The organism is Aeromonas sp. 62-46 (assembly GCF_001898585.1).
Classification (GTDB): Bacteria; Pseudomonadota; Gammaproteobacteria; order Enterobacterales; family Aeromonadaceae; genus Aeromonas; species Aeromonas caviae.
The window spans coordinates 49620-73169 of sequence record NZ_MKUI01000031.1 but is presented as its reverse complement, the minus strand read 5'-3'; the positions used below and the strand labels follow the sequence as shown (position 1 = coordinate 73169).

Annotated in this window: 22 protein-coding genes; 18 read left to right on the top strand and 4 right to left on the bottom strand. The window is 61.8% G+C overall.

Annotation, left to right across the window (positions count from 1 at the left end; all coding sequences use genetic code 11):
• Positions 1–274: 274 nt before the first annotated feature.
• The 13 genes from BGO64_RS10670 to BGO64_RS10610 all read left to right on the top strand — a co-directional run bounded on the left by BGO64_RS10670 (position 275) and on the right by BGO64_RS10610 (position 14375).
• Positions 275–1540 carry a cytosine deaminase gene (locus BGO64_RS10670; RefSeq protein WP_286700647.1) on the top strand — a complete coding sequence of 422 codons (1266 nt, stop codon included), beginning with the start codon at positions 275–277 and terminating at the stop codon, positions 1538–1540.
• An 87-nt stretch (positions 1541–1627) separates the two neighbouring features.
• A complete protein-coding gene (gene crcB / locus BGO64_RS10665) occupies positions 1628–2005 on the top strand; it encodes a fluoride efflux transporter CrcB (RefSeq protein ID WP_041212051.1) in 378 nt (125 codons plus the stop codon).
• Between the two features lie 65 nt (positions 2006–2070).
• Positions 2071–2823, top strand: a complete 753-nt coding sequence (ubiE, locus tag BGO64_RS10660; RefSeq protein ID WP_039041078.1) for a bifunctional demethylmenaquinone methyltransferase/2-methoxy-6-polyprenyl-1,4-benzoquinol methylase UbiE — start codon at positions 2071–2073, stop codon at positions 2821–2823.
• 8 nt (positions 2824–2831) lie between these two features.
• Positions 2832–3440 (top strand): ubiquinone biosynthesis accessory factor UbiJ, encoded by a 609-nt coding sequence (locus BGO64_RS10655; protein ID WP_029313421.1) that lies wholly within the window; start codon positions 2832–2834, stop codon positions 3438–3440.
• Positions 3440–5080, top strand: coding sequence for a ubiquinone biosynthesis regulatory protein kinase UbiB (gene ubiB, locus BGO64_RS10650; RefSeq protein WP_010672357.1), 1641 nt, complete (start codon positions 3440–3442; stop codon positions 5078–5080). Before BGO64_RS10655 ends, ubiB begins: the two co-directional genes overlap by 1 nt.
• Positions 5081–5119: 39 nt before the next feature.
• Positions 5120–5368 carry a Sec-independent protein translocase subunit TatA gene (gene tatA, locus BGO64_RS10645; protein ID WP_010672358.1) on the top strand — a complete coding sequence of 83 codons (249 nt, stop codon included), beginning with the start codon at positions 5120–5122 and terminating at the stop codon, positions 5366–5368.
• Between the two features lie 3 nt (positions 5369–5371).
• A complete protein-coding gene (tatB, locus tag BGO64_RS10640; protein WP_286700646.1) occupies positions 5372–5830 on the top strand; it encodes a Sec-independent protein translocase protein TatB in 459 nt (152 codons plus the stop codon).
• Positions 5827–6579: a twin-arginine translocase subunit TatC gene (tatC, locus tag BGO64_RS10635; RefSeq protein WP_010672360.1), complete on the top strand. Its 753-nt coding sequence runs from the start codon at positions 5827–5829 to the stop codon at positions 6577–6579. The genes tatB and tatC overlap by 4 nt, the downstream gene beginning before the upstream one ends.
• A gap of 111 nt (positions 6580–6690) precedes the next feature.
• Positions 6691–7476, top strand: coding sequence for a TatD family hydrolase (locus BGO64_RS10630; protein ID WP_049636359.1), 786 nt, complete (start codon positions 6691–6693; stop codon positions 7474–7476).
• A 3-nt stretch (positions 7477–7479) separates the two neighbouring features.
• On the top strand, positions 7480–8499 hold the full coding sequence (hemB, locus tag BGO64_RS10625; RefSeq protein WP_039041081.1) for a porphobilinogen synthase: 1020 nt from the start codon (positions 7480–7482) through the stop codon (positions 8497–8499).
• Between the two features lie 221 nt (positions 8500–8720).
• On the top strand, positions 8721–10763 hold the full coding sequence (gene prlC, locus BGO64_RS10620; RefSeq protein WP_182935036.1) for an oligopeptidase A: 2043 nt from the start codon (positions 8721–8723) through the stop codon (positions 10761–10763).
• Between the two features lie 234 nt (positions 10764–10997).
• Positions 10998–13565, top strand: a complete 2568-nt coding sequence (locus tag BGO64_RS10615) for a putative bifunctional diguanylate cyclase/phosphodiesterase (protein ID WP_043155406.1) — start codon at positions 10998–11000, stop codon at positions 13563–13565.
• Positions 13566–13616: 51 nt separating this feature from the next.
• Entirely contained in the window at positions 13617–14375 is a 759-nt protein-coding gene (locus BGO64_RS10610; protein WP_010672365.1) for a class I SAM-dependent methyltransferase, read from the top strand.
• Positions 14376–14445: 70 nt separating this feature from the next.
• On the opposite strand, the gene BGO64_RS10605 is transcribed toward BGO64_RS10610, so the two are convergent.
• The 3 genes from BGO64_RS10605 to rhlB are packed head-to-tail and all read right to left on the bottom strand — an operon-like array spanning position 14446 to position 17512.
• Positions 14446–14706: a Rho-binding antiterminator gene (locus tag BGO64_RS10605; RefSeq protein ID WP_041214156.1), complete on the bottom strand. Its 261-nt coding sequence runs from the start codon at positions 14704–14706 to the stop codon at positions 14446–14448.
• A gap of 12 nt (positions 14707–14718) precedes the next feature.
• Positions 14719–16209 carry a guanosine-5'-triphosphate,3'-diphosphate diphosphatase gene (gene gppA / locus BGO64_RS10600; RefSeq protein WP_151027919.1) on the bottom strand — a complete coding sequence of 497 codons (1491 nt, stop codon included), beginning with the start codon at positions 16207–16209 and terminating at the stop codon, positions 14719–14721.
• 13 nt (positions 16210–16222) lie between these two features.
• Entirely contained in the window at positions 16223–17512 is a 1290-nt protein-coding gene (rhlB, locus tag BGO64_RS10595) for an ATP-dependent RNA helicase RhlB (RefSeq protein WP_041212041.1), read from the bottom strand.
• A 113-nt stretch (positions 17513–17625) separates the two neighbouring features.
• Between rhlB and trxA the strand changes: the two genes are divergently transcribed.
• The 5 genes from trxA (at position 17626) to fre (ending at position 22896) form a co-directional block, all read left to right on the top strand.
• Entirely contained in the window at positions 17626–17952 is a 327-nt protein-coding gene (gene trxA, locus BGO64_RS10590) for a thioredoxin TrxA (protein ID WP_010672369.1), read from the top strand.
• Between the two features lie 207 nt (positions 17953–18159).
• Positions 18160–19425: a transcription termination factor Rho gene (rho, locus tag BGO64_RS10585; protein WP_010672370.1), complete on the top strand. Its 1266-nt coding sequence runs from the start codon at positions 18160–18162 to the stop codon at positions 19423–19425.
• 106 nt (positions 19426–19531) lie between these two features.
• A complete protein-coding gene (locus BGO64_RS10580) occupies positions 19532–20539 on the top strand; it encodes a hypothetical protein (RefSeq protein WP_010672371.1) in 1008 nt (335 codons plus the stop codon).
• Positions 20540–20572: 33 nt separating this feature from the next.
• Entirely contained in the window at positions 20573–22042 is a 1470-nt protein-coding gene (ubiD, locus tag BGO64_RS10575) for a 4-hydroxy-3-polyprenylbenzoate decarboxylase (protein ID WP_052815127.1), read from the top strand.
• A gap of 155 nt (positions 22043–22197) precedes the next feature.
• On the top strand, positions 22198–22896 hold the full coding sequence (gene fre, locus BGO64_RS10570) for an NAD(P)H-flavin reductase (RefSeq protein ID WP_010672373.1): 699 nt from the start codon (positions 22198–22200) through the stop codon (positions 22894–22896).
• A 139-nt stretch (positions 22897–23035) separates the two neighbouring features.
• On the opposite strand, the gene ubiK is transcribed toward fre, so the two are convergent.
• Positions 23036–23293, bottom strand: coding sequence for a ubiquinone biosynthesis accessory factor UbiK (gene ubiK / locus BGO64_RS10565; RefSeq protein ID WP_010672374.1), 258 nt, complete (start codon positions 23291–23293; stop codon positions 23036–23038).
• Positions 23294–23550: the final 257 nt, after the last annotated feature.

Genomic DNA, 23550 nt, shown 5'->3' with positions numbered 1-23550 from the left:
TCGGTAGAGCGCATCCTTGGTAAGGATGAGGTCCCCAGTTCGATTCTGGGTATCAGCACCATTAAATAAGAAAGCCTCCCAATCGGGAGGCTTTTTTGTATCTGCCTTTCAGCCATCCATCGCAAATTGCAGTCCTGCAATGTCGCACCTTCTTGTTGTTGAGATATCTTCCCTTTCTATCCCGTATGCTTTCCGGGCGCCGCTTCTCTCTTAAAGGGATCCGGGCTAAGTTGTGGATTGGCAAAGACAACTACGCTTTCGAAGGGGAAAGAACATGCTGATTAGGAATGTGCGTCTGGCGGGCAGGGAAGGGATGTGGCAAATCCTCTGTCAGGGAGGCGTGATCCGGGCCATCGAGCCCATGAGCATCCCTCTGCTCGCAGCCCATGAGCTTGATGGTGAGCAAGGCCTTGTCATCTCCCCCTTTATCGAACCGCACATTCACCTCGATACCACCCAGACGGCCGGTGAACCGAGCTGGAACCTCTCCGGCACCCTGTTCGAGGGGATCGAGCGTTGGGCCGAGCGCAAGGCGCTGCTGACCCATGAGGATGTGAAACAACGCGCCATCCAGACACTGAAATGGCAGATTGCCAACGGCATCCAGTTCGTGCGGACTCACGTGGATGTTTCCGACCCCAATCTGGTCGCCTTGAAGGCGATGCTGGAGGTGCGGGAGGAGATGAAGGAGTGGGTGGAGCTGCAGATAGTGGCCTTCCCACAGGAGGGGATCCTCTCCTACCCCAACGGCAAGGCATTGCTGGAAGAGGCTCTCAAGCTGGGGGCCGACGTGATCGGTGCCATCCCCCATTTCGAGTTTACCCGGGAGTACGGGGTCGAAAGTCTGCACTACGTCTTCGATCTTGCGGAGAAATATCAGGTTCTGGTGGATGTGCATTGCGACGAAATCGATGACGAACAGTCCCGTTTTATCGAGACGCTGGCAACCCTGGCCTACGAGCGTGGTATTGGCCATAGGGTAACCGCCAGCCACACCACCGCCATGCACTCCTACAACGGAGCCTATGCGTCGCGGCTGTTCAGGCTGCTCAGGATGGCGGACATCAACTTCGTCGCCAATCCGCTGGTGAACATTCACCTGCAGGGGCGCTTCGATACCTATCCCAAGCGTCGTGGCATCACCCGGGTGAAGGAGATGCTGGAGGCGAACATCAACGTCTGCTTCGGCCACGACGACGTGTTCGATCCCTGGTATCCCATGGGCACGGCCAACATGTTGCAGGTGCTGCATATGGGGCTGCATGTCTGCCAGATCATGGGCTACGAACAGATCAACGACAGTCTCAAGCTGATCAGCTGTCACAGTGCCCGCACCCTGAACGTGCAGGATCGCTACGGCATCGAGGTGGGCAAGCCCGCCAACCTGCTGATCCTTCCTGTAGAGAATGGTTTCGATGCGGTGCGCCGCCAGGTGCCGGTACGTTATTCCATCCGTCATGGCAGAGTCATCGCCGATACTCGACCGGCCGAGACGACCCTCCATCTTGTGAATCCAGAACGGGTAGACTTTCGCCGCTAGGGTCTTGCCGGGTCGATTAATTGCCCGGCTGTCCCCTGCTGTCGAGATTTTGCATAATGCCAACCTGACAATCTTGGAGACCGCTTGATGCAAACCTGGTTATTTGTCGCTGTCGGGGGCGCCTTCGGTGCCTGCCTGCGCTTTGGCATCGCCGAGCTGATGGCATGGCTGCTGGGACGCCACTTTCCCTATGGCACCCTGGTGGTCAACGTGGTGGGTTCCTTCATCATGGGGATTGCCTATGCCCTGATCAGCCATGGTCACGTGGTGGAACACCCGATGAAGCCATTGCTGATGGTGGGTGTCCTCGGTGCCCTGACCACCTTCTCCTCCTTTGCCCTCGATACGGTCGTGCTGGCCCAGCAAGGGGCCTATCTGAAGGCGCTGCTCAATATCGGTCTCAATCTGTTCCTCTGTCTGGCCATGGTCGTGCTGGGGATGCAGTTGGTCACAAGCCGGGTTTGAGGTGTCCGCACGCCATCGGCTCTGGTAAACTGGCGGCCATTCTTTGCTCTATGGGTATTTGAGGGATGTCGGAACAGACTACTACTACGCATTTTGGCTATAAAACCGTGGCAGCGACCGAGAAGGAAACCCTGGTCGCCGGTGTCTTTCATTCGGTAGCGGCCAAGTATGATCTGATGAACGATCTGATGTCGTTCGGCATCCATCGCCTCTGGAAGCGCTTTACCATCGACTGCTCCGGTGTCCGCAAAGGACAGAAGGTGCTGGATCTGGCTGGCGGCACAGGGGATTTGACCGCCAAGTTCTCCCGCATCGTGGGTGAGACCGGCCAGGTGGTCCTGGCAGACATCAACGACTCCATGCTGAAAGTGGGCCGCGACAAGCTGCGCAACCTGGGGGTGGCCAACAACGTCTCCTACGTACAGGCCAATGCCGAGGCGCTCCCGTTCCCTGACAACCATTTCGACGTCATCACCATCGGCTTCGGCCTGCGCAACGTCACCGACAAGGACAAGGCGCTTGCCTCCATGTTCCGGGTGCTCAAGCCGGGTGGCCGCCTGCTGGTGCTGGAGTTCTCCAAGCCGGTGAGCGAAGTGATCGCCAAGCTTTATGATCTCTACTCCTTCAAATTGCTGCCGAAAATGGGCGAAATCGTCGCAAACGACAGCGAAAGTTACAAATACCTGGCGGAATCGATCCGCATGCACCCGGATCAGCAGACCCTAGCAGGCATGATGGAGAATGTCGGTTTCGAACAGGTCGAGTTTTACAACCTGACCCAGGGCGTAGTCGCCCTGCACCGCGGTTACAAGTTTTAAGGTCGCCTATGCCGATGGATGCCATGGTCACCGCGGTGATCGAAACCAGCCTCAACCAGTTGCTGGCCCTGGACAAACAGAGCCCGGAGCGGTTGCGCAAGCTGACGGGCAAGGTACTCAAACTGGAGCTGCGCGAGCTCAAGCCGCTCTGGTTTGTCTTCTCGGAGCGCCGTCTGGATGTGCTGGCCAGGTTTGAAGGGGAGGCGGATGCGGTGCTGAGCCTCTCCCTGACCGCCCTCGGCCTGCTCAAGGAGCCTTCCGCCCTGACCCGCTACATCCGCGAGGAGAAGCTGGACCTGAGCGGTGACCCCCAACTGGTGCAGGCATTCAGCGCCCTGCTTGGCGAGCTCGATATCGACTGGGAAGAGGAGCTGTCCCGCTACACCGGCGATGTGGTGGCCCACACCCTGTGCAGTGGTGCCCGTCAGGCTCGCCGTTTTGTGGGGCGCGAGTTGTGCCGTTCCCAGCGTCAAGTGGCTGAGTATCTGACCGAGGAGGCGAGGCTTGCCCCGGGTCCGCTGGAAGTGGCGAGCTTCAATGACGATGTCGAAGAGCTGGCCCAACAGATGAAGGCGATCGAGTTGCGGCTTGCCCGCCTCGAACAGCAGGTGAGCTGATGACCCCGAAGGAGTTCAAACGCCTCTATCGCATCGTCAGCATCCTGCTGGAACAGGGCATCGACGAGCTGGTGCCCGCCCGTTATCAACCCTGGCCTGGCCGTCTGGCCCGTCGCAGTCTGTTCTGGCTCAAGAACAAGCAACAAGGCATGAGCCGTGGCGCCCGTATTCGCCTCGCCTTCGAGGCCCTGGGCCCCATCTTCATCAAGTTCGGCCAGATGCTCTCGACCCGCCGAGACCTGCTGCCCCCCGACATTGCCGAAGAGCTGGCCCTGCTGCAGGACAGGGTGCCTCCCTTCTGTGGTCAGGCCGCCCGTCGCCAGATAGAAGAGAGCCTGGGTTGCCCCGTCGAGACCCTGTTCGATGACTTCGACGAGACGCCGCTTGCATCCGCCTCCATCGCCCAGGTGCACACCGCCCGGTTGAAGGAGAACGGCCGCGAGATCGTCATCAAGGTGATCCGTCCCGATATCGAGCCGGTCATCGAGGCCGACCTGCGCCTGATGCAGGCCCTGGCCCGTCTGGTGGCCCGTTTCGTGCCCCAGAGCGGACGACTGCGCCCCGTCGAGGTGGTGGAGGAGTATCGCAAGACCATACTCGACGAGCTCAACCTGATGCGCGAAGCGGCCAACGCCATCCAGCTGCGCCGCAACTTCACCGGTTCCGAGGCGCTCTATGTGCCCGAGGTGTTCACGGACCATTGCCGTGAGCAGGTGCTGGTGATGGAGCGCATCTACGGCATTCCGGTCTCCGACATTGCCGCGCTGGAAGCCAACGGCACCAACATGAAGCTGCTGGCTGAGCGCGGAGTGGAAGTGTTCTTCACCCAGGTGTTCCGTGACAGCTTCTTCCACGCCGACATGCACCCGGGCAACATCTTCGTCTCTTTCGAACACCCCGAGAATCCGCTCTGGATCGGCATCGACTGCGGCATCGTCGGCACCCTCAACCGGGAAGACAAGCGCTACCTGGCGGAGAACTTCCTCGCCTTCTTCAACCGCGACTACCGCCGTGTGGCCGAGCTGCACGTGGAGTCTGGCTGGGTACCGCCCGATACCAAGGTGGACGAGTTCGAGTTCGCCATCCGCACCGTGCTGGAGCCCATCTTCGAGAAACCGCTCTCCGAGATCTCCTTCGGCCACGTGCTGCTCAATCTGTTCAACACCGCCCGTCGCTTCAACATGCAGGTGCAGCCGCAACTGGTGCTGCTGCAAAAGACCCTGCTCTATGTGGAAGGGCTGGGTCGTCAGCTCTATCCCCAGCTGGATTTGTGGCAGACCGCCAAGCCCTATCTGGAAAACTGGATGCACGAGCAGGTCGGCCCCAAGGCGGTGTGGAATGCCATCAAGGAGAAGGCGCCGTTCTGGGCGGAGAAACTGCCGGAGCTGCCGGAGCTGGTCTACGAGACCCTGCGTCAGGCCCGCCATCAGCAGCACCACTTCGACCAGATGTTTGCCGATTTCCGTCGCCACAGTCGCCGTCAGGGGCAGGCCCGCTACCTCTTAGGGGTTGGAGCCAGCCTGCTGCTCGCGGGTGTATTCTTGCTGACCCAGAAACAACACATTGAGTGGGGACAAATCAGCCTCGCCGGCGCCGGGTTATGCTGGCTGCTGGGTTGGTTGCGAACCCGTTCCCATTAAATAACCTGCGCCATCGGGCGCCTATCCGGAGAGAAAGTCATGGGTGGTATCAGTATTTGGCAGTTGTTGATCATCGCAGTCATCGTCGTGTTGTTGTTCGGCACCAAGAAATTGCGCGGTATCGGCGGCGATCTGGGCGCGGCGGTCAAGGGGTTCAAGAAGGCGCTCTCCGATGAGCCGGCCGACACCAAACCCGAGCAGAAAGATGCCGAGTTCCCGACCAAGCAGTTGAACGAGACGGCCAGCAACGCCGAAGCCGCCAAGCAGAAAGACAAAGATCAGGCCTAAGCCATGTTCGACATCGGTTTTTGGGAACTGGTCGTCATCGGCGTCGTCGCCCTGGTGGTGCTGGGTCCCGAGCGGTTGCCGGTCGCGATCCGCACCGCCAGCCACTGGATAAGGCTGATCCGCAGCACCGCCAACTCGGTCAAGGCCGAGCTGGAACAGGAGCTCAAGTTGCAGGATCTGCACAACGATCTGAAGAAGGCCGAACGGCTGCAGATGAACAACCTGAGCCCCGAGCTGCAGGAGTCCATCGAGCAGTTGAAAGCGGCCGCCCAGTCGGTGAATCGTCCCTATCAGGGGGAGAACGAGATCCGCCCGCCTCGGGAGCCCGCCCGGGCTGAGCCAGCCACTCCGGTGGCGGCCTCGGTGCCCGCGACCCCAGAGGTGCCACCGGTCAACAGCCAGCGAGAGAGCGAGCCTGTGCCCGCCAGCGAGTCCGCAGCCAGAGGGGAGGGTAAGCCATGAGTCAGGCAGAACAACCCCTCATCAGCCATCTGGTGGAGCTGAGAACCCGTCTGCTGCGCGCGATCTCCGCTATCCTGCTGGTGTTCATCGCGCTCATCTACTTCTCCAACAACATCTACGACTTCGTGGCCCAGCCGCTGCTCAGCCAGTTGCCGGCAGGCACCAGCATGATAGCGACGGATGTGGCGACGCCCTTCATCACGCCCATCAAGCTGACCCTGGTGGTCTCCTTCTTCGTGGCGATCCCCTATCTGCTCTATCAGGCCTGGGCTTTCATCGCACCCGGTCTGTACCAGCACGAACGGCGGCTGATCCTGCCCCTGGTGGCCTCCAGCGCCGTGCTGTTCTATGCGGGGATGGCGTTCGCCTACTACGTGGTGTTCCCCCTGGTGTTCGGCTTCTTCACCAGTACCGCCCCCGCCGGGGTGACGGTGGCGACCGACATCGCCAGCTACCTGGACTTCGTGCTGACCCTGTTCTTCGCGTTCGGGGTGGCGTTCGAGATCCCGGTGGCCACCATACTGCTCTGCTGGACCGGGGTGACCACCCCCAGGAGCCTGAAGGAGAAGCGCCCCTACGTCATCGTCGGGGTCTTCGTGGTCGGCATGCTTCTGACGCCGCCCGATGTCTTCTCCCAGACCCTGCTCGCGATCCCCATGTGGGGCTTGTGGGAGATAGGTCTGTTCTTCGCCCGCTTCTACGTGAAGAAAGAGGACGAAGAGCAGCAACAAACGGAAGAGGGGAGCTGAGGCTCCCTTCCTCTTTTCATGCATCCGTTCGAGGCGTATGGTAAGGCCCCATCGAGTAGATGGTTTTCAAATGCCTGATATGCACCTCGTTTGTCCGGAACCCCTGACTCCATGATCGACATCGGTTTGAACCTGACCAGCAGCCAGTTCGCAGGCGAACAAGCCGACCTGGTGGAACGCGCGCGCGCCGCCGGGGTGGAAGCCCTGATCCTGACCGGCACCGATTTGGCCGGCAGCCGCGAAAGTGCCGCATTGGCCGCCCGCTGGCCCGGTTACTGCTTCTCCACCGCCGGGGTACATCCCCATGATGCCAAAAGCGTCAATGAGGCGACCCTGCCCGCCCTGCGCGAACTGGCGGCCCTGCCCCAGGTGGTGGCCATCGGCGAGTGCGGTCTCGACTACAACCGGGACTTCTCCCCCCGCCCGGTGCAGGATGCGGTGTTTGACGCCCAGCTGGCGCTCGCCGCCGAGCTCGGGATGCCGGTGTTTCTGCACTGCCGCGATGCCCATGACAAATTCGTCGAGATCCTGCGCCCCTGGTTGCCCCGCCTGCCGGGGGCCGTGCTGCACTGCTTCACCGGCTCCGACGCCGAGCTGGACGAGTGCCTGGCGCTGGGGCTGCATATCGGGGTGACCGGCTGGCTCTGTGACGAGCGCCGTGGCCAGCTGCTGCGCGAGCAGGTGGCCCGCATTCCGGCGGGTCGCCTGATGATAGAGACGGACGCCCCCTACCTAGTGCCGCGGGATCTGAAACCCAGGCCCAAACGCAACGAACCCGCTTTTTTGCCGCACATCGCCCAGGTGGTGGCGGCCTGCCGTGGTGAAGCGCCCGAGGCCTTGCTGGCCCATACCCGGGCCACCTCCGCCGCATTCTTCCAACTTCCGCTTTTGGAGTGATTCATGGCCACAACTCTTCCGGGGGCCTTCCCGGGCCGTCGCCTGCGCCGGGTGCGCAAACATGACTTCAGCCGCCGCCTGGTGCGCGAGAACGTACTGACCGTCGACGATCTCATCTATCCCGTGTTCGTGCTGGAGGGGGAGGGTCAGCGAGAGGCCGTTGCCTCCATGCCGGGGGTGGACAGGCTCTCCATCGATCTGCTGCTCGAAGAGGCCGCCGAACTGGTGGCCCTGGGTGTGCCGGCGGTGGCCCTGTTCCCGGTGACGCCGCTGGAGAGAAAGAGTCTGATGGCGGAAGAGGCCTACAACCCGGATGCCCTGGCCCAGCGGGCGACCCGTGCCCTCAAGGCTCGCTTCCCGGAGCTCGGGGTCATCACCGATGTGGCGCTCGACCCCTTCACCACCCATGGCCAGGACGGCATCATCGATGACGAAGGCTATGTGCAGAACGACATCACCACCGAGATCCTGGTGAAGCAGGCGCTCTCCCATGCCGCCGCCGGGGCCGACATGGTGGCCCCGTCCGACATGATGGACGGCCGCATCGGTGCCATCCGCGCGGCGCTGGAGGAGAATGGCTTCGTCAACGTGCAGATCATGGCCTACTCCGCCAAGTACGCCTCCCACTACTACGGCCCGTTCCGCGATGCGGTGGGCTCCGCCGCCAACCTCGGCAAGAGCAACAAGGCCACCTACCAGATGGACCCGGCCAACGGCAACGAAGCCCTGCACGAGGTGGCCCTCGACATCGCCGAAGGGGCGGACAGCGTGATGGTCAAGCCGGGCATGCCCTACCTGGACATCATCCGCCGGGTGAAGGATCAGTTCGGCGTGCCGACCTTCGCCTATCAGGTGAGCGGCGAGTACGCCATGCACATGGCGGCGATCCAGAATGGCTGGCTCAAGGAGAAAGAGTGCGTGATGGAATCCCTGCTCTGCTTCAAGCGGGCCGGGGCCGATGGCATCCTCACCTACTTCGCCAAGCGGGTCGCCCAGTGGTTGAAAGAGGACGCCCGACGCTGAGGCGGGGAGTGTCCATGCCCTCACAATGCCGGCCCTCGGGCCGGCATTGTCGTCTCTGGCAGATGAAGTGCTGGTTTTATGAACAAAATGCCTGAAAAAGTGGGCAACAAGCCCGTCTCTTGGCGGCAAAGGCTTGATAAATGGGGTTTCTGCCTACATCTTAGATGGTCCAAGCAGGCTTCTGGACGGCAGGGGCTGCAGAGCATTTAGAGGTACCGCAGATGACTAACCCTTTGCTGACAATGGACTCGCTGCCTCCCTTCAGCCAGATCCAGCCCGATCAGGTGCAACCTGCCGTGACGCAGGCCATCGCCGATTGCAAACAGAAGATTGAGGATGTGCTGGCCCAGAAGGAGCCTCACACCTGGGACAGCCTGATCGCCCCGCTGGAAGAGGTCAACGACCGCCTCTCCCGGATCTGGTCCCCCATCAGCCACCTCAACGCCGTGCAGAACAGCGAGGCGCTGCGGGCGGCTCACGATGCCTGCCTGCCGCTGCTTTCCGAATTCCAGACCTATGTCGGTCAGCATGAAGGGCTCTATCAAGCCTATCTGGCCCTCTCCGAGAGCGATGACTTCCCCCGGCTGGATGATGCCCAGCGCAAGGAGATCCTGAACACCCTGCGCGATTTCCGCCTCTCCGGCATCGGTCTGCCTGCCGAGGCGCAGCAGCGTTACGGCGAGATCCAGGCCCGCCTCTCGGAGCTCGCCTCCCGTTTCAGCAACAACGTGCTGGACGCGACCCAGGGCTGGCACAAGCTGGTGACCGACGAGGCCGAGCTGGCCGGTCTGCCCGCGAGCGCGCAGGCTGCCGCGCGCCAGATGGCCGAACTCAAGGGCAAGGAGGGGTGGCTGTTCACCCTGGACATCCCCTCCTACCTGCCGGTGATGATGTATGCCGACAGCCGCGCCCTGCGTGCCGAGCTGTATGAGGCCTTCACCACCCGCGCCTCCGACCAGGGCCCCAACGCCGGCAAGTGGGACAACTCCGCCATCATGACCGAGTTGCTCACCCTGCGCCGGGAGCTGGCCCGACTGCTGGGCTTTGCCAACTATGCCGAGCTCTCCCTCGCGACCAAGATGGCGGACAAGCCGGAGCAGGTGGTGGACTTCCTCACCGACCTGGCTGCCAAGTCCCTGCCCCAAGGCAAGGCGGAGCTGGAGGAGATCCGCGCCTTTGCCGCCGAGCAGCACGGTCAGGACGAACTGGCGGCCTGGGATCTTGCCTATTACGCAGAAAAGCTCAAACAGCACAAGTTTTCGGTCTCTGATGAGCAGTTGCGTCCTTATTTCCCCGCCGGTCGGGTCGTGAAGGGGCTGTTCGAGGTGGTCAAGCGGGTGTTCGGCATGAAGGTGCGCGAGCGTCTCGGCATCGACACCTGGCACCCGGATGTGCGCTTCTACGACATCTTTGACGCCGATGACGAGCTGCGCGGCAGCTTCTACCTGGATCTCTATGCCCGCGAGCACAAGCAGGGCGGCGCCTGGATGGATGTCTGCCTGGGTCGCCGCTACCGTCAGGACGGCTCCCTGCAAAAGCCGGTGGCCTACCTGACCTGCAACTTCAACGGCCCGGTGGACGGCAAACCGGCCCTGTTCACCCACAACGAAGTGGTCACCCTGTTCCACGAGTTCGGCCACGGCATTCACCACATGCTGACCCGCATCGATGTGGCCGGCGTGGCCGGCATCAACGGCGTAGCCTGGGATGCGGTGGAGCTGCCGAGCCAGTTCCTCGAGAACTGGTGCTGGGAATCCGAGGCGCTGGCCTTCATCTCCGGCCATTACGAGACCGGGGAGCCGCTGCCCGCCGATCTGCTGGAGAAGATGCTGACCGCCCGCAACTTCCAGGCGGCGATGCAGATGCTGCGCCAGCTGGAGTTCGCCCTGTTCGACTTCCGTCTGCACCAGACCTTTGACCCGGCCAGAGCGGATCAGATCCCTGCGCTGCTGGATGAGGTGCGCAGCCAGGTCGCCGTGATGACGCCTCCGGCGTTCAACCGCTTCCAGCACAGCTTCTCCCACATCTTCGCGGGCGGCTACGCGGCGGGCTACTACAGCTACAAGTGGGCCGAGGTACTCTCTGCCGACGCCTTCTCCCGCTTCGAGGAGGAGGGGATCTTCAACCCGGCCACGGGCCACTCCTTCCTGAAGAACATTCTGGAAAAGGGCGGCTCCAGGGAGCCGATGGAGCTGTTCCGTGCCTTCCGTGGCCGGGAGCCCCAGGTGGATGCGCTGCTGCGTCACAGCGGTATCGCCGCGTGAGGTCCCGCCGCCACAGTGAGCCTCGATTGGATGAGCTGCCGCGCCACTGCGGGAGCTTCAAGCAGGTACACATTTGCGGCATAGTGGGATCGAAACGTGATTTTTGATAGAAAAAGGGACCTTTTGGTCCCTTTTTCCAAGCCTTTTTAATATCTTGCGGAGTGCATGTTTGCACTGTCCCCGCCTCTTCAGTAGAGTCGGGTTCTACCTTCCAGGGAGAGAAAGAACCTTGCCATGAGGCGAGCACTCGAGTCTGTCTATCAAATCATCTCCAGCCTGTCTCATTCGAGTGGTCAGGGATATTTTGATGCCTTTGTGAGTGAAATCGCCAACGCGGTGGGGGCTGACTTCGTCCTGGTGTCCGGCAAGGATCAGGCGGGTCTGTTCTTTACCGTGCATGCCGCCTATCCCGCCTCCCTCGACATCAACTCCTACAGCTTCCCCCTCGCCGACACTCCGGGCGAGATCGCCATGCAACAGGGTGAAGCCTGGTTCAGTGATCGCACCCGCCAGCTGTTCCCCCACGCCGCCGTGCTGGAGCGCTGCGAGGTGAGAGCCTATGCCGGCGTCGCGCTCAAGAACGCCGAGGGAGAGACCATCGGCCTGTGCAGCGTCATGTTCAAGCGGGCCATGCCGAGAATGGAGAAGATAGTGGGCCTGCTGCGTCTGCTGGCCCCGCTCGCCGGTCGTGAACTGGCGCTGATGTATCAGCAGCGCCAGAGCCAGGAGCAGCCGGCGCAACCGGAACATCACCACTTCCTGGACACCATGATGTCCCATGCGCCCGTGGGCATCGGCAAGGTGGATCTGGGCGGCAAGATCCTCTGGGCGAACCCGGCCATCGAGAAGATGCTCGGCTACAGCCAGGAGGAGCTGCAACAGCTCACCGTCGCCGAAATCAACCATCCGGACGACTGGCAGACCAGCATTGCGCTCTACGACGCCCTCAAGCGGGGAGAGCGTCCCGCGTTTACTCAGGAGAAGCGTTATCTCCATCGGGATGGGACCGTCCTGTGGGGGCGGGTGACGGTGACCCTGATCCGCAACGAGCAGATGCACCCCGACTATCTCATGGTGGTGCTGGAGAACATCGATCCCATCAGGCGCCATGCGGAGCAGCTCAAGCTCTCCCACCGGGTCTATGACAACCTCTCCGAAGCCATTCTGGTGTGCGATGCCGACAGTCGCATCATCTCGGTCAATCCGGCCTTCGAGAAGATCACCGGTTACAGCGAGGAGGAGGCGTGTGGCCAGCGGCCCAGCATGCTCAAGTCCGGATTGCACGATCAGACCTTCTATGCGGACATGTACCACGCCCTGGAGCGGGTGGGGATCTGGCGTGGGGAGGTGTGGAACAAGCGCAAGAACGGCAAGCTTTATCCCCAGCAGCTGATGATCAGCGCCGTGCGGGAAGGGGGCAAGATCAGTCAGTACATCGCCATCTTCAGCGATCTTTCCCAGACCAAGCTGGCGGAGCAGAAGATCGCCGCCCAGGCCAACTACGACAACCTCACCGGCCTGCCCAACCGCTGGCTGTTCGGTCGCTGTCTGGCCCGCTTCTGCGAGCGGGGGGAGCGCTTCGCCCTCATGGTGCTCGACCTCAACAACTTCAAGGCGGTCAACAACAGCATGGATCACCATGTGGGCGACGCCCTGCTGCGGGAAGTATCGGATCGGCTGGTGAGCCGGGTACGCACCGAGGATCTGGTGGCCCGCATCGGCGGCGACGAGTTTGCCTTCCTGGTGCCCGGCATCGTCAACCGCCGTCAGGCCGAGGTGTTTGCCAAGCAGGTGATCGGCGGCTTTGCCCGTCCCTTCATGCTGGCCAACCAGCACCTCTATGTGACCGCCACCCTGGGGATCACCCTCTGTCCCAATGACGGCGGCGACAGCGACGAGCTCTTGCGCAATGCCGAGCAGGCCCTGTTCGTCGCCAAGCGCCAGGGACGCCCCCTCGGCACCTACAACGCCTCCATGCGGGAAGAGGTGAGCCAGCGCCACCAGATGCAGCACGATCTGGCGGAGGCCATCAAGCTGGGCCAGCTGACCATGGCCTACCAGCCCATCTGGGACAACCGCAGCGGCCGGGTCGCCAAGCTGGAGGCCCTGGTGCGCTGGTATCACCCCCACTGGGGTCAGGTCTCACCGGCGGATTTCATCCCGCTGGCGGAAGAGGCGGGGCTCATCCAGGGGCTGGGTGCCCTGGTGCTGTGGCAGTCTTGCCGGGATCTGGCCAGATTGCAGCAGTCCGGCTTCCCGGATCTGCAGATGTCCATCAACCGCTCCACCCTGGAGTTCCAGACCATAGACCCGGAGGCCAACGAGTGGCTCAGGGTGATCCGCCACTTCGAGCTGGATCCGGCGGACATCATCATCGAGATCACCGAATCTCTGCTGATGGAGACCAGCGATCAGCACAGGGTGCGGATCGATGCTCTGCGCGAGGCGGGCTGCAAGCTGGCCATCGACGACTTCGGCACCGGCTACTCGGCACTGAACTACCTGCGTACCTTCCCGGTGGATCTGGTGAAGATCGATCGCTCCTTCGTGCGCCATATTCCCTTCAACGAGCAGGACCGCCTGCTGCTCGACGGCATCATCAACATCGTGCACAACCTCGGCATGCAGGTGGTGATCGAAGGGGTGGAGACCCGGGAGCAGCTCAACTTCCTCTGCCAGAAGGGGTGCGCCTTCACCCAGGGGTATCTGCTCAGCCGCCCGCTGCCCTTCGACGATCTGACCGAGTACCTGAGTCTCAACCGTCAGGGAATGAACTTGGCGAATCTGACCACGGTGAGCTGACCCCCCGCTTCTGCTATCATGCCGGCTTCTGCGCCGTGATGAGTCCATGTTATGCCCCATATTCAGGTTTTCAGTGAAGTGCCCGCCCGCGATGGCGAGCTCGACGCCCTGCGCCAGCGCCTTGCCGACGTGGCGTTTCCCGCTCCTTTCGCCCTGGTGCTGACCGAATCGCGGTTGGAGCTGCGCAAGCTGGACGAACCCAAGCTGGGGGCCGTCTATGTGGACTTCGTGGAAGGGGCGGTGGCCCATAGGCGCAAGTTCGGTGGCGGGCGCGGCCAGTCCATCGCCAAGGCGGTGGGATTGAAGTCGGGAGCCATGCCGACCGTGGTGGATGCCACCGCCGGGCTCGGGCGCGATGCCTTCGTGCTCGCCTCCCTCGGCTGCAAGGTGACCCTGATCGAGCGCAGCCCCGTGGTGGCGGCCCTGCTCCAGGACGGTCTGACCCGGGCGGGGCAGGATCCCGAGATAGGCCCCTGGGTGCGCGAGCGGATGCAACTGCTGCAAGGCCCGGCGGTGGAGACCCTGCTGGCGCTGACCGAGCGGCCGGAGGTCATCTACCTGGATCCCATGTTCCCCCACAAGCAGAAGTCGGCGCTGGTGAAAAAAGAGATGCGGGTGTTCCAGTCCCTGGTGGGAGCGGATCTCGACGCGGATGCCCTGCTGCCGGCGGCGCTCAGGATGGCTGACAAGCGGGTGGTGGTGAAGCGGCCCGACTATGCGGGCTGGCTCAACGAGCACAAGCCCAGCATGGCCATCGAGACAAAGAGCAACCGCTTCGACGTCTATGTGATGGCGGCGCTGGCGAGTTGAGTGGCGACTGGCAGGGAGTTTGAGCGTCAAACGAAGAGAGCCAACCTGATCAGGTTGGCTCTCTTGCTATTCATTGGCTGCGGGGTGGGGCGAAGTGGATCCGCTTTTCTTCCCCTTGCCAGACGAGTTCCAGGGTCGCCAGGTCCGCCAGGCTGAGGCGCTCAGCGCGCTCCAGCAGCAGATATTCCACTCCGTCGCTGGCTTCTATGGTGCGGATCCTGTCCGCCCAGGTTCGTCCATCCCGGTCGGTGATCGTGACGGGCAGTTGCCAGCTTGCGGCGATCTCCAGCCAGTCGTACAGGTCGCAGCTGACGGGTTGGTAATCGGCCATGGGGTGTGCGCCTCAGGCTTCCAGCAGCCGGGTGGACCAGCCCATCTTCTGCTGGCGTTCCACCTCGAGGCGCAGCTCGCTGGCACGCAGGTAGTGCTCGTCCAGCCACCCCTTGGGCAGGGTCAGGGTCAGGGCATCTTCATCGGCTTGCAGCATGAACCTGGGCACAGTGCCCTGGGTCCGGCGCATGCAGAGGATGAGGGAGATGCGCAGGATGCGGGCCAGCCGGATCGCCTGGCGACCGGTGACGGCGCCCTGTTTCTCCAGCGGCTCCAGCTTGAATTCATCCCGCTGGTTGAACAGCAGGGCCGACAGCAGCTTCTTCTGCGCGGGGGTGAAGCCCGGCATGTCGATGTTGTCGATGATGTAGGCGGCGTGCTGCGGCGCCTTCTTGTACTCGATGCACAGACCGATTTCGTGCAGCAGGGCCGCGTAGCGCAGGATCGGGCGACCGTAGCGCTTGGAGAGGCGCCAGGCCGGCTGCAACTGGGTGAACGCCTCGATGGCGGTGTCGCGGACCCGCTCGGCGTGCTCCTTGTCGAGCTGGTAGCGGCTGATCAGGCTGTCGGCGGTGCGATCCCGGGCATCACAGTCGTGATTGTTGCCGAGCAGGCCGTAGATCAGGCCTTCCCGCAGGGCACCGCCCGCCAGGGTCATGCTTTCGATGTCGAGGGTTTCGAAGATGGCGATCAGGATGGCGAGACCGGAGGGGAACACGGTCAGCCGTTCGGCCGCCAGCCCTTCAAGCTGCAACTGATCGAGTCTGCCGCAGGCGATGGCCTGACCCATCAGCTCTTGCAACTTGGGCAGGGTGACCCGCTCGCTCTTGCCCTGGGCCAGCATGATCTCCTGCAGCGCCTGGACGGTGCCGGAGGCGCCGACGCAGGTGCGCCAGCCGAGGACACGGTAGTCCGCAGCCACTTTCTCCAGTACCGCCTTGGCGGCGGCAATGGCCTGGTTGAAGCGCGTCTCGGAGAGCTCGCCATCACCGAAGTGGTTGTTGAGCCAGGTGACGCAGCCCATGTGCAGGCTGTTGAGCAGCTTGGCTTCGCTCTGCTCGCCGATCACCAGCTCGGTGCTGGCCCCGCCGATGTCGATCACCAGCCGGTTGCCTTCCCCTGCCGACGTCCAGGAAACACCTTCATAGATGGTCTTGGCTTCTTCCTCACCCGAAATGATCTCGATGCTGTGGTTGAGCACCCGTTCCGCTTCTCTGATGAATTCGTCGACGTTGGTGGCAAGGCGCAATGTGGCGGTGCCCACTACCCGGATATTGTCGGACGGGATGTCCTGCAACTGCTCGGAGAAGAGGCGCAGACAGTCCCAGCCCCGCTCCATGGCGGCACGGTTGAGGCGAAAATCGGCATCGAGGCCGGCGGCGAGGCGTACCTTGCGCTTGACCTTGGTGACGGTGCGCAGGGCACCGGCGACCTCGCGCACCACCAGCATGTGAAAGCTGTTGGAGCCGAGGTCGATGGCGGCATAGAGAGGCGAGTTGTGCAACTTGGCCGATCCCTCAGTTCTTGCGGGGGGGGCGACGACGGTTGTTGCTGTTGCCACCGCCCTGGCGATCCCGCATGTTGCGGTTCACCGGCTGGCGGTTGCGGAACACCCGTTTCGGCGCGGTGACGTCATCCAGCAGCGCCTCGCGGTCATACTTGCTGACCGGGATGGGGTGGTGGATGTACTCCTCGATGGCCGGCAGGTTGAAGGCATAGTCTTCACAGGCCAGGCTGATGGAGTGACCGCTTTTGCCTGCGCGACCGGTACGACCGATGCGGTGGACATAGTCTTCGGCATCGTCGGGCAGGTCGTAGTTGAAGACGTGGGTCACGTCGGGGATGTGCAGACCACGGGCAGCCACGTCGGTGGCTACCAGGATATCCAGGGTACCCTTGGTGAACTCTTCCAGGATCTTCATCCGCTTCTTCTGCGGCACGTCGCCGGTCAGCAGGCCGACGCGGTGGCCGTCGTTCTCCAGCCAGGCGTGAACGTCTTCACAGACGTGCTTGGTGTTGGCGAAGACGATGGCTTTTTCGGGCCACTCCTCTTCCATCAGGGAGAGCAGCAGCAACATCTTGTCTTCGTTGGAGGGGTAGAAGAGCTCCTCCTTGATCCGCACGCCGGTCATCTGTTCCGGTTCGACCTGCACATGTTCCGGGTGGTTCATATGTTCATAGGCCAGCTCCTGCACCCGCAGGGAGAGGGTGGCGGAGAACAGCATGCTCAGACGCTCGGTGGCGGGGGGCATGCGGCGGAACAGGAAACGGATGTCCTTGATGAAGCCCAGATCGAACATGCGATCCGCTTCGTCCAGTACCACGACCTGGATGTTGCCGAGATCGATGACCTTGGACTTGAAGTAGTCGATGATGCGACCCGTGGTGCCGATCAGGATGTCGACACCCTGTTCCAGCACGGCCAGCTGCTTGTCATAGCCTTCGCCACCATAGGCGAGACCGAGCTTGAGCCCGGTGGAGGCTGACATGCTCTCTGCATCGTTATAGATCTGGACGGCCAGCTCCCGGGTCGGGGCCATGATGATGGCGCGGGGCTGGTTGATGAGGCGCGGCCTGGTCAGCGGATGGGTCAGCAAATAGTTGAATGTCGCCGCCAGGAAAGCCAGGGTTTTGCCGGTCCCCGTCTGAGCCTGACCGGCGAGGTCATGACCTTCAACCAGCAGGGGCAGGGACAGTGCCTGGATGGGCGTACAATAGTGAAATCCCTTTGATTCCAGACCAGCCAGAACTTCGGGTTCGAGGCCCATTTGGGCGAATTTTTCGGTCGTTAGATGTGTTTTGCTCATGGCGGTAGGTTATCAGGTTAGGCTTGCAATAATAAACAGGATCATTTCAAATAGGGCAACTATTGCCTTTGTTGAACCATCAATAAAGCCTTAATTACTGACTGGAGTTGGAGATGAGTGACAAGATTGTTCAGCTGAGCGATGCCAGCTTCGAGGCCGATGTAATCAACGCCGACAGCCCTGTTCTGGTCGATTTCTGGGCCGAATGGTGTGGACCGTGCAAGATGATTGCCCCGATCCTGAACGAAGTTGCTCAGGAATATGAAGGTCGCGTGACCGTGGCGAAATTGAACATCGATCATAACGCCGACACTCCGCCCAAGTACGGCATTCGTGGTATCCCGACCCTGCTGCTGTTCAAGAATGGTGAAGTGGCAGCGACCAAGGTCGGCGCCCTGTCCAAGACCCAACTGAAAGAGTTCCTGGACGGCAACCTGTAATAATCAAGAAGGAGCGCATTGCAATAATGCGCTCCTTGTGTTTTATCACCTAGACGCTCACCCTGATTGGTGCTAGTTTATCGCTCGTTTGCTAACCTTTTTGCCTGACTCTTTGCTTAACTACCAGCCTGGCAAGTCAAATCCGATCAGCATCAATCCAGCAGACTGTCTCCTCATTTCAATCCTTGCTTACAGACTTTCACCACTATGAATCTGACTGAACTTAAGAACACTCCTGTGTCCGAGCTGGTCCAGCTTGGCGAATCCATGGGGTTGGAAAATCTGGCTCGGGCGCACAAGAAAGACATTATCTTTGCAATCCTCAAGGCGCACGCCAAGGGCGGCGAGGATATCTTTGGCGACGGTGTGCTGGAAATCCTGACCGACGGTTTCGGTTTCCTGCGCAGTGCAGACGGCTCTTATCTCGCTGGTCCGGATGACATCTATGTCTCCCCGAGCCAGATCCGCCGCTTCAACCTGCGTACCGGCGATACCATTTCCGGCAAGATCCGGCCGCCGAAAGAGGGCGAGCGCTATTTCGCCCTGCTCAAGGTCAACGACGTCAACTACGACCGTCCGGAAAACTCCCGCAACAAGATCCTGTTTGAAAACCTCACACCCCTGCACGCCAACGAGCGTCTGCGCATGGAGCGTGGCAACGGTTCCACCGAAGACATCACCGCCCGTGTACTGGATCTGGCATCCCCGATCGGCAAGGGCCAGCGCGGTCTCATCGTTGCACCGCCCAAGGCCGGTAAGACCATGCTGCTGCAGAACATCGCCCAGAGCATCGCCTACAACCACCCGGATTGTGAGCTGATCGTGCTGCTGATTGACGAGCGTCCGGAAGAAGTGACCGAGATGCAGCGCATGGTGAAGGGCGAAGTCATCGCCTCCACCTTCGACGAGCCGGCCTCCCGTCACGTCCAGGTCGCCGAAATGGTGATCGAGAAGGCCAAGCGTCTGGTCGAGCACAAGAAGGACGTGGTGATCCTGCTGGACTCCATCACCCGTTTGGCCCGCGCCTACAACACCGTCATCCCGTCTTCCGGCAAGGTGCTGACCGGTGGTGTGGACGCCAACGCCCTGCACCGTCCGAAGCGTTTCTTCGGTGCGGCGCGCAACGTCGAAGAGGGCGGCAGCCTGACCATCATCGCCACCGCGCTGATCGATACCGGCTCCAAGATGGATGAAGTCATCTACGAAGAGTTCAAGGGTACCGGCAACATGGAACTGCACCTCTCGCGCAAGATTGCCGAGAAGCGCGTCTACCCGGCCATCGACATCACCCGTTCCGGCACCCGCAAGGAAGAGCTGCTGACCGCCCCGGACGAGCTGCAGAAGATGTGGATCCTGCGCAAGATCATTCACCCCATGGGCGAGATCGACAGTATCGAGTTCCTCATCGACAAGCTGGCTGCGACCAAGACCAACGACGAGTTCTTCGACTCCATGAAGCGTCAACAGAAGTAACAGCCTCTTCAATGACAAAACCGCGGCCCAGGTCGCGGTTTTTGTTTATCTATTTCACGGCTGGCTTAGTAGTATGAAGCCTCGATGTCACAAGGAAAGGGACGTCATGAAGCTGGTGTTGTTCATATGGATGGGTTGGTTGTGGCTGGCGGCCCCGGTGCATGCCGATTCCCCGCCGCAATTGCAGGCTCCCCTGGTGGCGGACGAGGGACTGGAGGGGCATCGGGCGTACCTGGACGGCCGCATGGCGCTCGGGCAGTTTGATGCCATGGACTCGTTGCTCGAGACCCTGTCGGTGGGGCAGCGGGAGTTCCTGTTGTTCCAGTTGCTGGGTGAGCTCAAGTCATCGGGCGCACCGAGCCCGGCGCTGCTGGCCTGGGTGCGGGCACAAGCGGCCAAGGCGCCACAATGGCTGGTGGAAGGGAAGGTGGACGGTTTCCTGGTGCAGCTACCAGCCTATGACTTCCCCGCCGAGGCCCGGCTGGTGCTGAGCCACTGGCAGCAGCTGGCCTGGCAGGACAACTATCGCCAGTTGCTGGAGCAGGATCGCTTCGACTTCAAGCAGGTCTACTACAGCCGCAATCCCGAGCTGGCACAGCAGCAGCAGGCCCTGCTGGCGGTGCTCGATCGGCAGCCGGTATCCGTGCTGCGTCGGGAGGCGCAGCGGCTTGCCGCCCTCAATCTCTTCCTGCCGGACAACCAGTTGCTGCTGCACTTCATCGAACAGACCGGGGAGACGGCACTCTACCTCAAGCTGTGGCGTCAGCCAGTGGATCACGATAGCCTGACTGCGCTGCACACCATTTCCCGCTTTTATTCAGGTCAGGAGGCGAGCGATCTGCTGATCGCCGCCAGCCAGAACAGCCGCCTGATGGTCCCCGCCCTGCACCAGCTCAGCCGCCTCTCCCCCTTGCCGGACGGGGCCCAGCAGTTCCTCCTGGCCGAACTCGGCAAGCACCAGTATGGCGGGCTGGTGGCCGGCCTGTTGTTGCAGATGGACGAGCCCAGGCTCCTGGGTCAATTGGCAAACCGGCTGACGCTTCAGGAGCGGCGACACGCCTCGTCCGTCATGAGGTCCGATACGGGTACACCGGATACGCCGCCAGGGTTATAATGCGGGACCACCTGATCCCGCTGGGGTACTTGCATGAAATACAAGGACTTGCGTGATTTTATCGCGCAGTTGGAACAAAACGGACAGCTCAGGCGCATCAGTCGCGAGATAGACCCCTATCTGGAGATGACCGAGATCAGCGACCGTACCCTGCGTGCGGGGGGGCCGGCTCTGCTGTTTGAGAATCCCAAGGGCTACACCATGCCGGTGTTGACCAACCTGTTCGGCACGCCGGACCGGGTTGCCATGGGCATGGGCCAGCCCAACGTCAGCGCCCTGCGCCAGGTGGGGACCTGGCTCTCCTATCTGAAAGAGCCGGAGCCGCCTCGTGGGCTCAAGGAGCTGATGGAGAAGCTGCCCATCTTCAAGCAGGTGCTCAACATGCCGACCAAGCGGCTCTCTTCGGCCCCCTGTCAGCAGGTGGTGCTGGAAGGGGATGCGGTGGATCTGGATCAGATCCCCATCCAGCACTGCTGGCCCGGGGATGTGGCGCCCCTGGTCACCTGGGGTCTGACCATCACCCGCGGTCCCTACAAGAAGCGGCAGAACCTTGGCATCTATCGCCAGCAGAAGATCGGCAAGAACAAGCTGATCATGCGCTGGCTGGATCACCGGGGCGGCGCCATCGATTTTCGCGAGTGGCAGGAGGCCCACCCGGGCGAACGCTTCCCGGTGGCGGTGGCGCTGGGCGCCGATCCGGCGACCATCCTGGGCGCGGTGACGCCGGTGCCGGACAGCCTCTCCGAATACGCCTTTGCCGGTCTGCTGCGGGGCAGCCGTACCGAGGTGGTGAAGGCGCTGAGCTGCGATCTGGAAGTGCCCGCCAGCGCCGAGATCGTGCTGGAAGGCTATCTGGAGCCGGGGGAGATGGCCCCCGAAGGGCCTTACGGCGATCACACCGGCTACTACAACGAAGTGGACGAGTTCCCGGTCTTCACCATCACCCACATGACCATGCGCCGGGATGCCATCTACCATAGCACCTACACCGGCCGTCCGCCCGATGAGCCGGCGGTGCTCGGTGTGGCGCTCAACGAGGTGTTCGTGCCGCTGTTGCAGAAGCAGTTCCCCGAGATCGTGGATTTCTACCTGCCGCCGGAGGGGTGCTCCTACCGGATGGCGGTGGTGACCATCAAGAAGCGCTACCCCGGCCACGCCAAGCGGGTGATGCTGGGGGTCTGGTCCTTCCTGCGCCAGTTCATGTACACCAAGTTCGTGATCGTCTGCGATGACGACATCAACGCCCGGGACTGGAAGGACGTGATCTGGGCCATCACCACCCGGATGGACCCGGCTCGGGACACCACCCTGATCGAGCACACACCCATCGACTATCTGGACTTCGCCTCGCCGGTCTCCGGGCTCGGCTCCAAAATGGGGCTGGATGCCACCAACAAGTGGCCGGGGGAGACCAATCGCGAGTGGGGTCAGCCCATCGTCCAGGACGAGGCGGTAAAGCAGAAGATCGATGCCATCTGGGACGAGCTGAAGATCCTCGACTGAGGGATCCCCGATGGGGCGCGGCCATTGTGACGCAAAAGTGCGGTATTGCCGTGCCGAATTGGGTATGCTCGACGGACCTGACCACCAACTGGTCGCCATAAAAACAGTGAAACCATGAGCGAAGCGGGCCGGGCAGGCCCCTCACAAGGACAAGAATGCAACGTATCAAGTGCCGCGTAGAGGAACTGCGCGAATATGTCGACACCATCTGGCACGTGGCGCTGGCGCCGCAGCAGGAGGTGAGCTTCAAGCCGGGCCAGTATCTGCTGGTGGTGATGAGCGATTCGGACAAGCGCCCCTTCTCCATCGCCAACTCGCCGACCCGCTCCGGCGTGCTGGAGCTGCAGATCGGTGCCACTCCCGAGAATGCCTATGCCGGTCAGGTGCTGGCCCGCATGCGCGAGCAGGGAGAGATCGAGGTCGAGCTGGCCGCTGGCAAGGCGTTCCTGCGCGACGAATCCCCCCGACCGCTGATCCTGATGGCGGGCGGCACCGGCTTCTCCTATGCCCGCGCCATCCTGGAATACCTGATCGGCAGCGGCAGCAAGCGTCCGGTGTTCCTCTACTGGGGCGTACGCCAGGCGCACTGGCTCTACGAGCTGGAGCAGATGCAGCAGTGGGAGCGCGACTACGCGCCGCTGACCTTCATTCCCGTGGTGCAGGAGCCCGAGAGCGACTGGACGGGCAGGACCGGGCTGGTGCACAAGGCCATCATGGATGACTTCGTCAGCCTGCATGACTACGACATCTATGTGGCGGGCCGCTTCGAGATGGCCGGTGCCGCGCGGGAAGAGTTCAAGGTGCTGGGCGCCGAGCCCGAGCGCATCTTCGGCGATGCCTACGAGTTTATCTGACCACGGTCAACAGCAGAGCGTCGATCTGCCCCCTTATCGTCTTGCCAGAGAAGGGGGGATGAGAAACTCGTTGTCCCCATAAAAACGACAAACCCCAGCCTGGCTGGGGTTTGTGCTATCTACGGCGGGTCACGCCGGATCATTCGCCCTTGGCGGCGAGCTGCTGCTCGAGCTGGGCCAGCTTGGCCTCGAGGGCGGTCAGCTTCTCCCGGGTGCGCAGCAGCACCTTGGTCTGCACGTCGAACTCCTCGCGGCTCACCAGATCCAGCTTGTTGAGCTGAGCCTGCAAGACCTGACGGGTCTTTTTCTCCACCTCTTCACCCATGCTGCGAATGCCGGGGGGCAGGGCGTTGTGTATCTGTTTGGCGATCTCTTCCAGTTTTTTCGGGTCGATCATGGGGGTCTCCTTAAGCAATGGCGCCATTCTACCGACAAATCGTCCCCTTTGCCGAGATCGGGGCGGCTTTTTGCGCCATGGATCCCATCGGGCTCTGGTCGGGTCTGGTTGATGCACCCTGGCTGCTACCCTGTGACACCGGGAATCAATTCCAATTCCTTGATGGTGTACACAAAAAAATCAGATCAGATGACTGACCAGAGGCTTATTAATTGTTGCGTTGCTGTTAATATGATTCGGTCGGGTTTGAACCCTAC

Excerpts from the sequence above, each read along its gene's own strand:
- prlC (WP_182935036.1), top strand. The coding sequence starts at position 8,721 with ATGACTAACCCTTTGCTGACAATGGACTCGCTGCCTCCCTTCAGCCAG.
- ubiK (WP_010672374.1), bottom strand. The coding sequence starts at position 23,293 with ATGATCGACCCGAAAAAACTGGAAGAGATCGCCAAACAGATACACAAC.
- BGO64_RS10655 (WP_029313421.1), top strand. The coding sequence starts at position 2,832 with ATGCCGATGGATGCCATGGTCACCGCGGTGATCGAAACCAGCCTCAAC.
- BGO64_RS10580 (WP_010672371.1), top strand. The coding sequence starts at position 19,532 with ATGAAGCTGGTGTTGTTCATATGGATGGGTTGGTTGTGGCTGGCGGCC.
- hemB (WP_039041081.1), top strand. The coding sequence starts at position 7,480 with ATGGCCACAACTCTTCCGGGGGCCTTCCCGGGCCGTCGCCTGCGCCGG.
- rhlB (WP_041212041.1), bottom strand. The coding sequence starts at position 17,512 with ATGAGCAAAACACATCTAACGACCGAAAAATTCGCCCAAATGGGCCTC.
- crcB (WP_041212051.1), top strand. The coding sequence starts at position 1,628 with ATGCAAACCTGGTTATTTGTCGCTGTCGGGGGCGCCTTCGGTGCCTGC.
- BGO64_RS10605 (WP_041214156.1), bottom strand. The coding sequence starts at position 14,706 with ATGGCCGATTACCAACCCGTCAGCTGCGACCTGTACGACTGGCTGGAG.
- ubiB (WP_010672357.1), top strand. The coding sequence starts at position 3,440 with ATGACCCCGAAGGAGTTCAAACGCCTCTATCGCATCGTCAGCATCCTG.
- trxA (WP_010672369.1), top strand. The coding sequence starts at position 17,626 with ATGAGTGACAAGATTGTTCAGCTGAGCGATGCCAGCTTCGAGGCCGAT.
- tatC (WP_010672360.1), top strand. The coding sequence starts at position 5,827 with ATGAGTCAGGCAGAACAACCCCTCATCAGCCATCTGGTGGAGCTGAGA.
- BGO64_RS10610 (WP_010672365.1), top strand. The coding sequence starts at position 13,617 with ATGCCCCATATTCAGGTTTTCAGTGAAGTGCCCGCCCGCGATGGCGAG.
- ubiE (WP_039041078.1), top strand. The coding sequence starts at position 2,071 with ATGTCGGAACAGACTACTACTACGCATTTTGGCTATAAAACCGTGGCA.
- BGO64_RS10615 (WP_043155406.1), top strand. The coding sequence starts at position 10,998 with ATGAGGCGAGCACTCGAGTCTGTCTATCAAATCATCTCCAGCCTGTCT.
- ubiD (WP_052815127.1), top strand. The coding sequence starts at position 20,573 with ATGAAATACAAGGACTTGCGTGATTTTATCGCGCAGTTGGAACAAAAC.
- tatB (WP_286700646.1), top strand. The coding sequence starts at position 5,372 with ATGTTCGACATCGGTTTTTGGGAACTGGTCGTCATCGGCGTCGTCGCC.
- tatA (WP_010672358.1), top strand. The coding sequence starts at position 5,120 with ATGGGTGGTATCAGTATTTGGCAGTTGTTGATCATCGCAGTCATCGTC.
- rho (WP_010672370.1), top strand. The coding sequence starts at position 18,160 with ATGAATCTGACTGAACTTAAGAACACTCCTGTGTCCGAGCTGGTCCAG.
- BGO64_RS10630 (WP_049636359.1), top strand. The coding sequence starts at position 6,691 with ATGATCGACATCGGTTTGAACCTGACCAGCAGCCAGTTCGCAGGCGAA.
- fre (WP_010672373.1), top strand. The coding sequence starts at position 22,198 with ATGCAACGTATCAAGTGCCGCGTAGAGGAACTGCGCGAATATGTCGAC.
- BGO64_RS10670 (WP_286700647.1), top strand. The coding sequence starts at position 275 with ATGCTGATTAGGAATGTGCGTCTGGCGGGCAGGGAAGGGATGTGGCAA.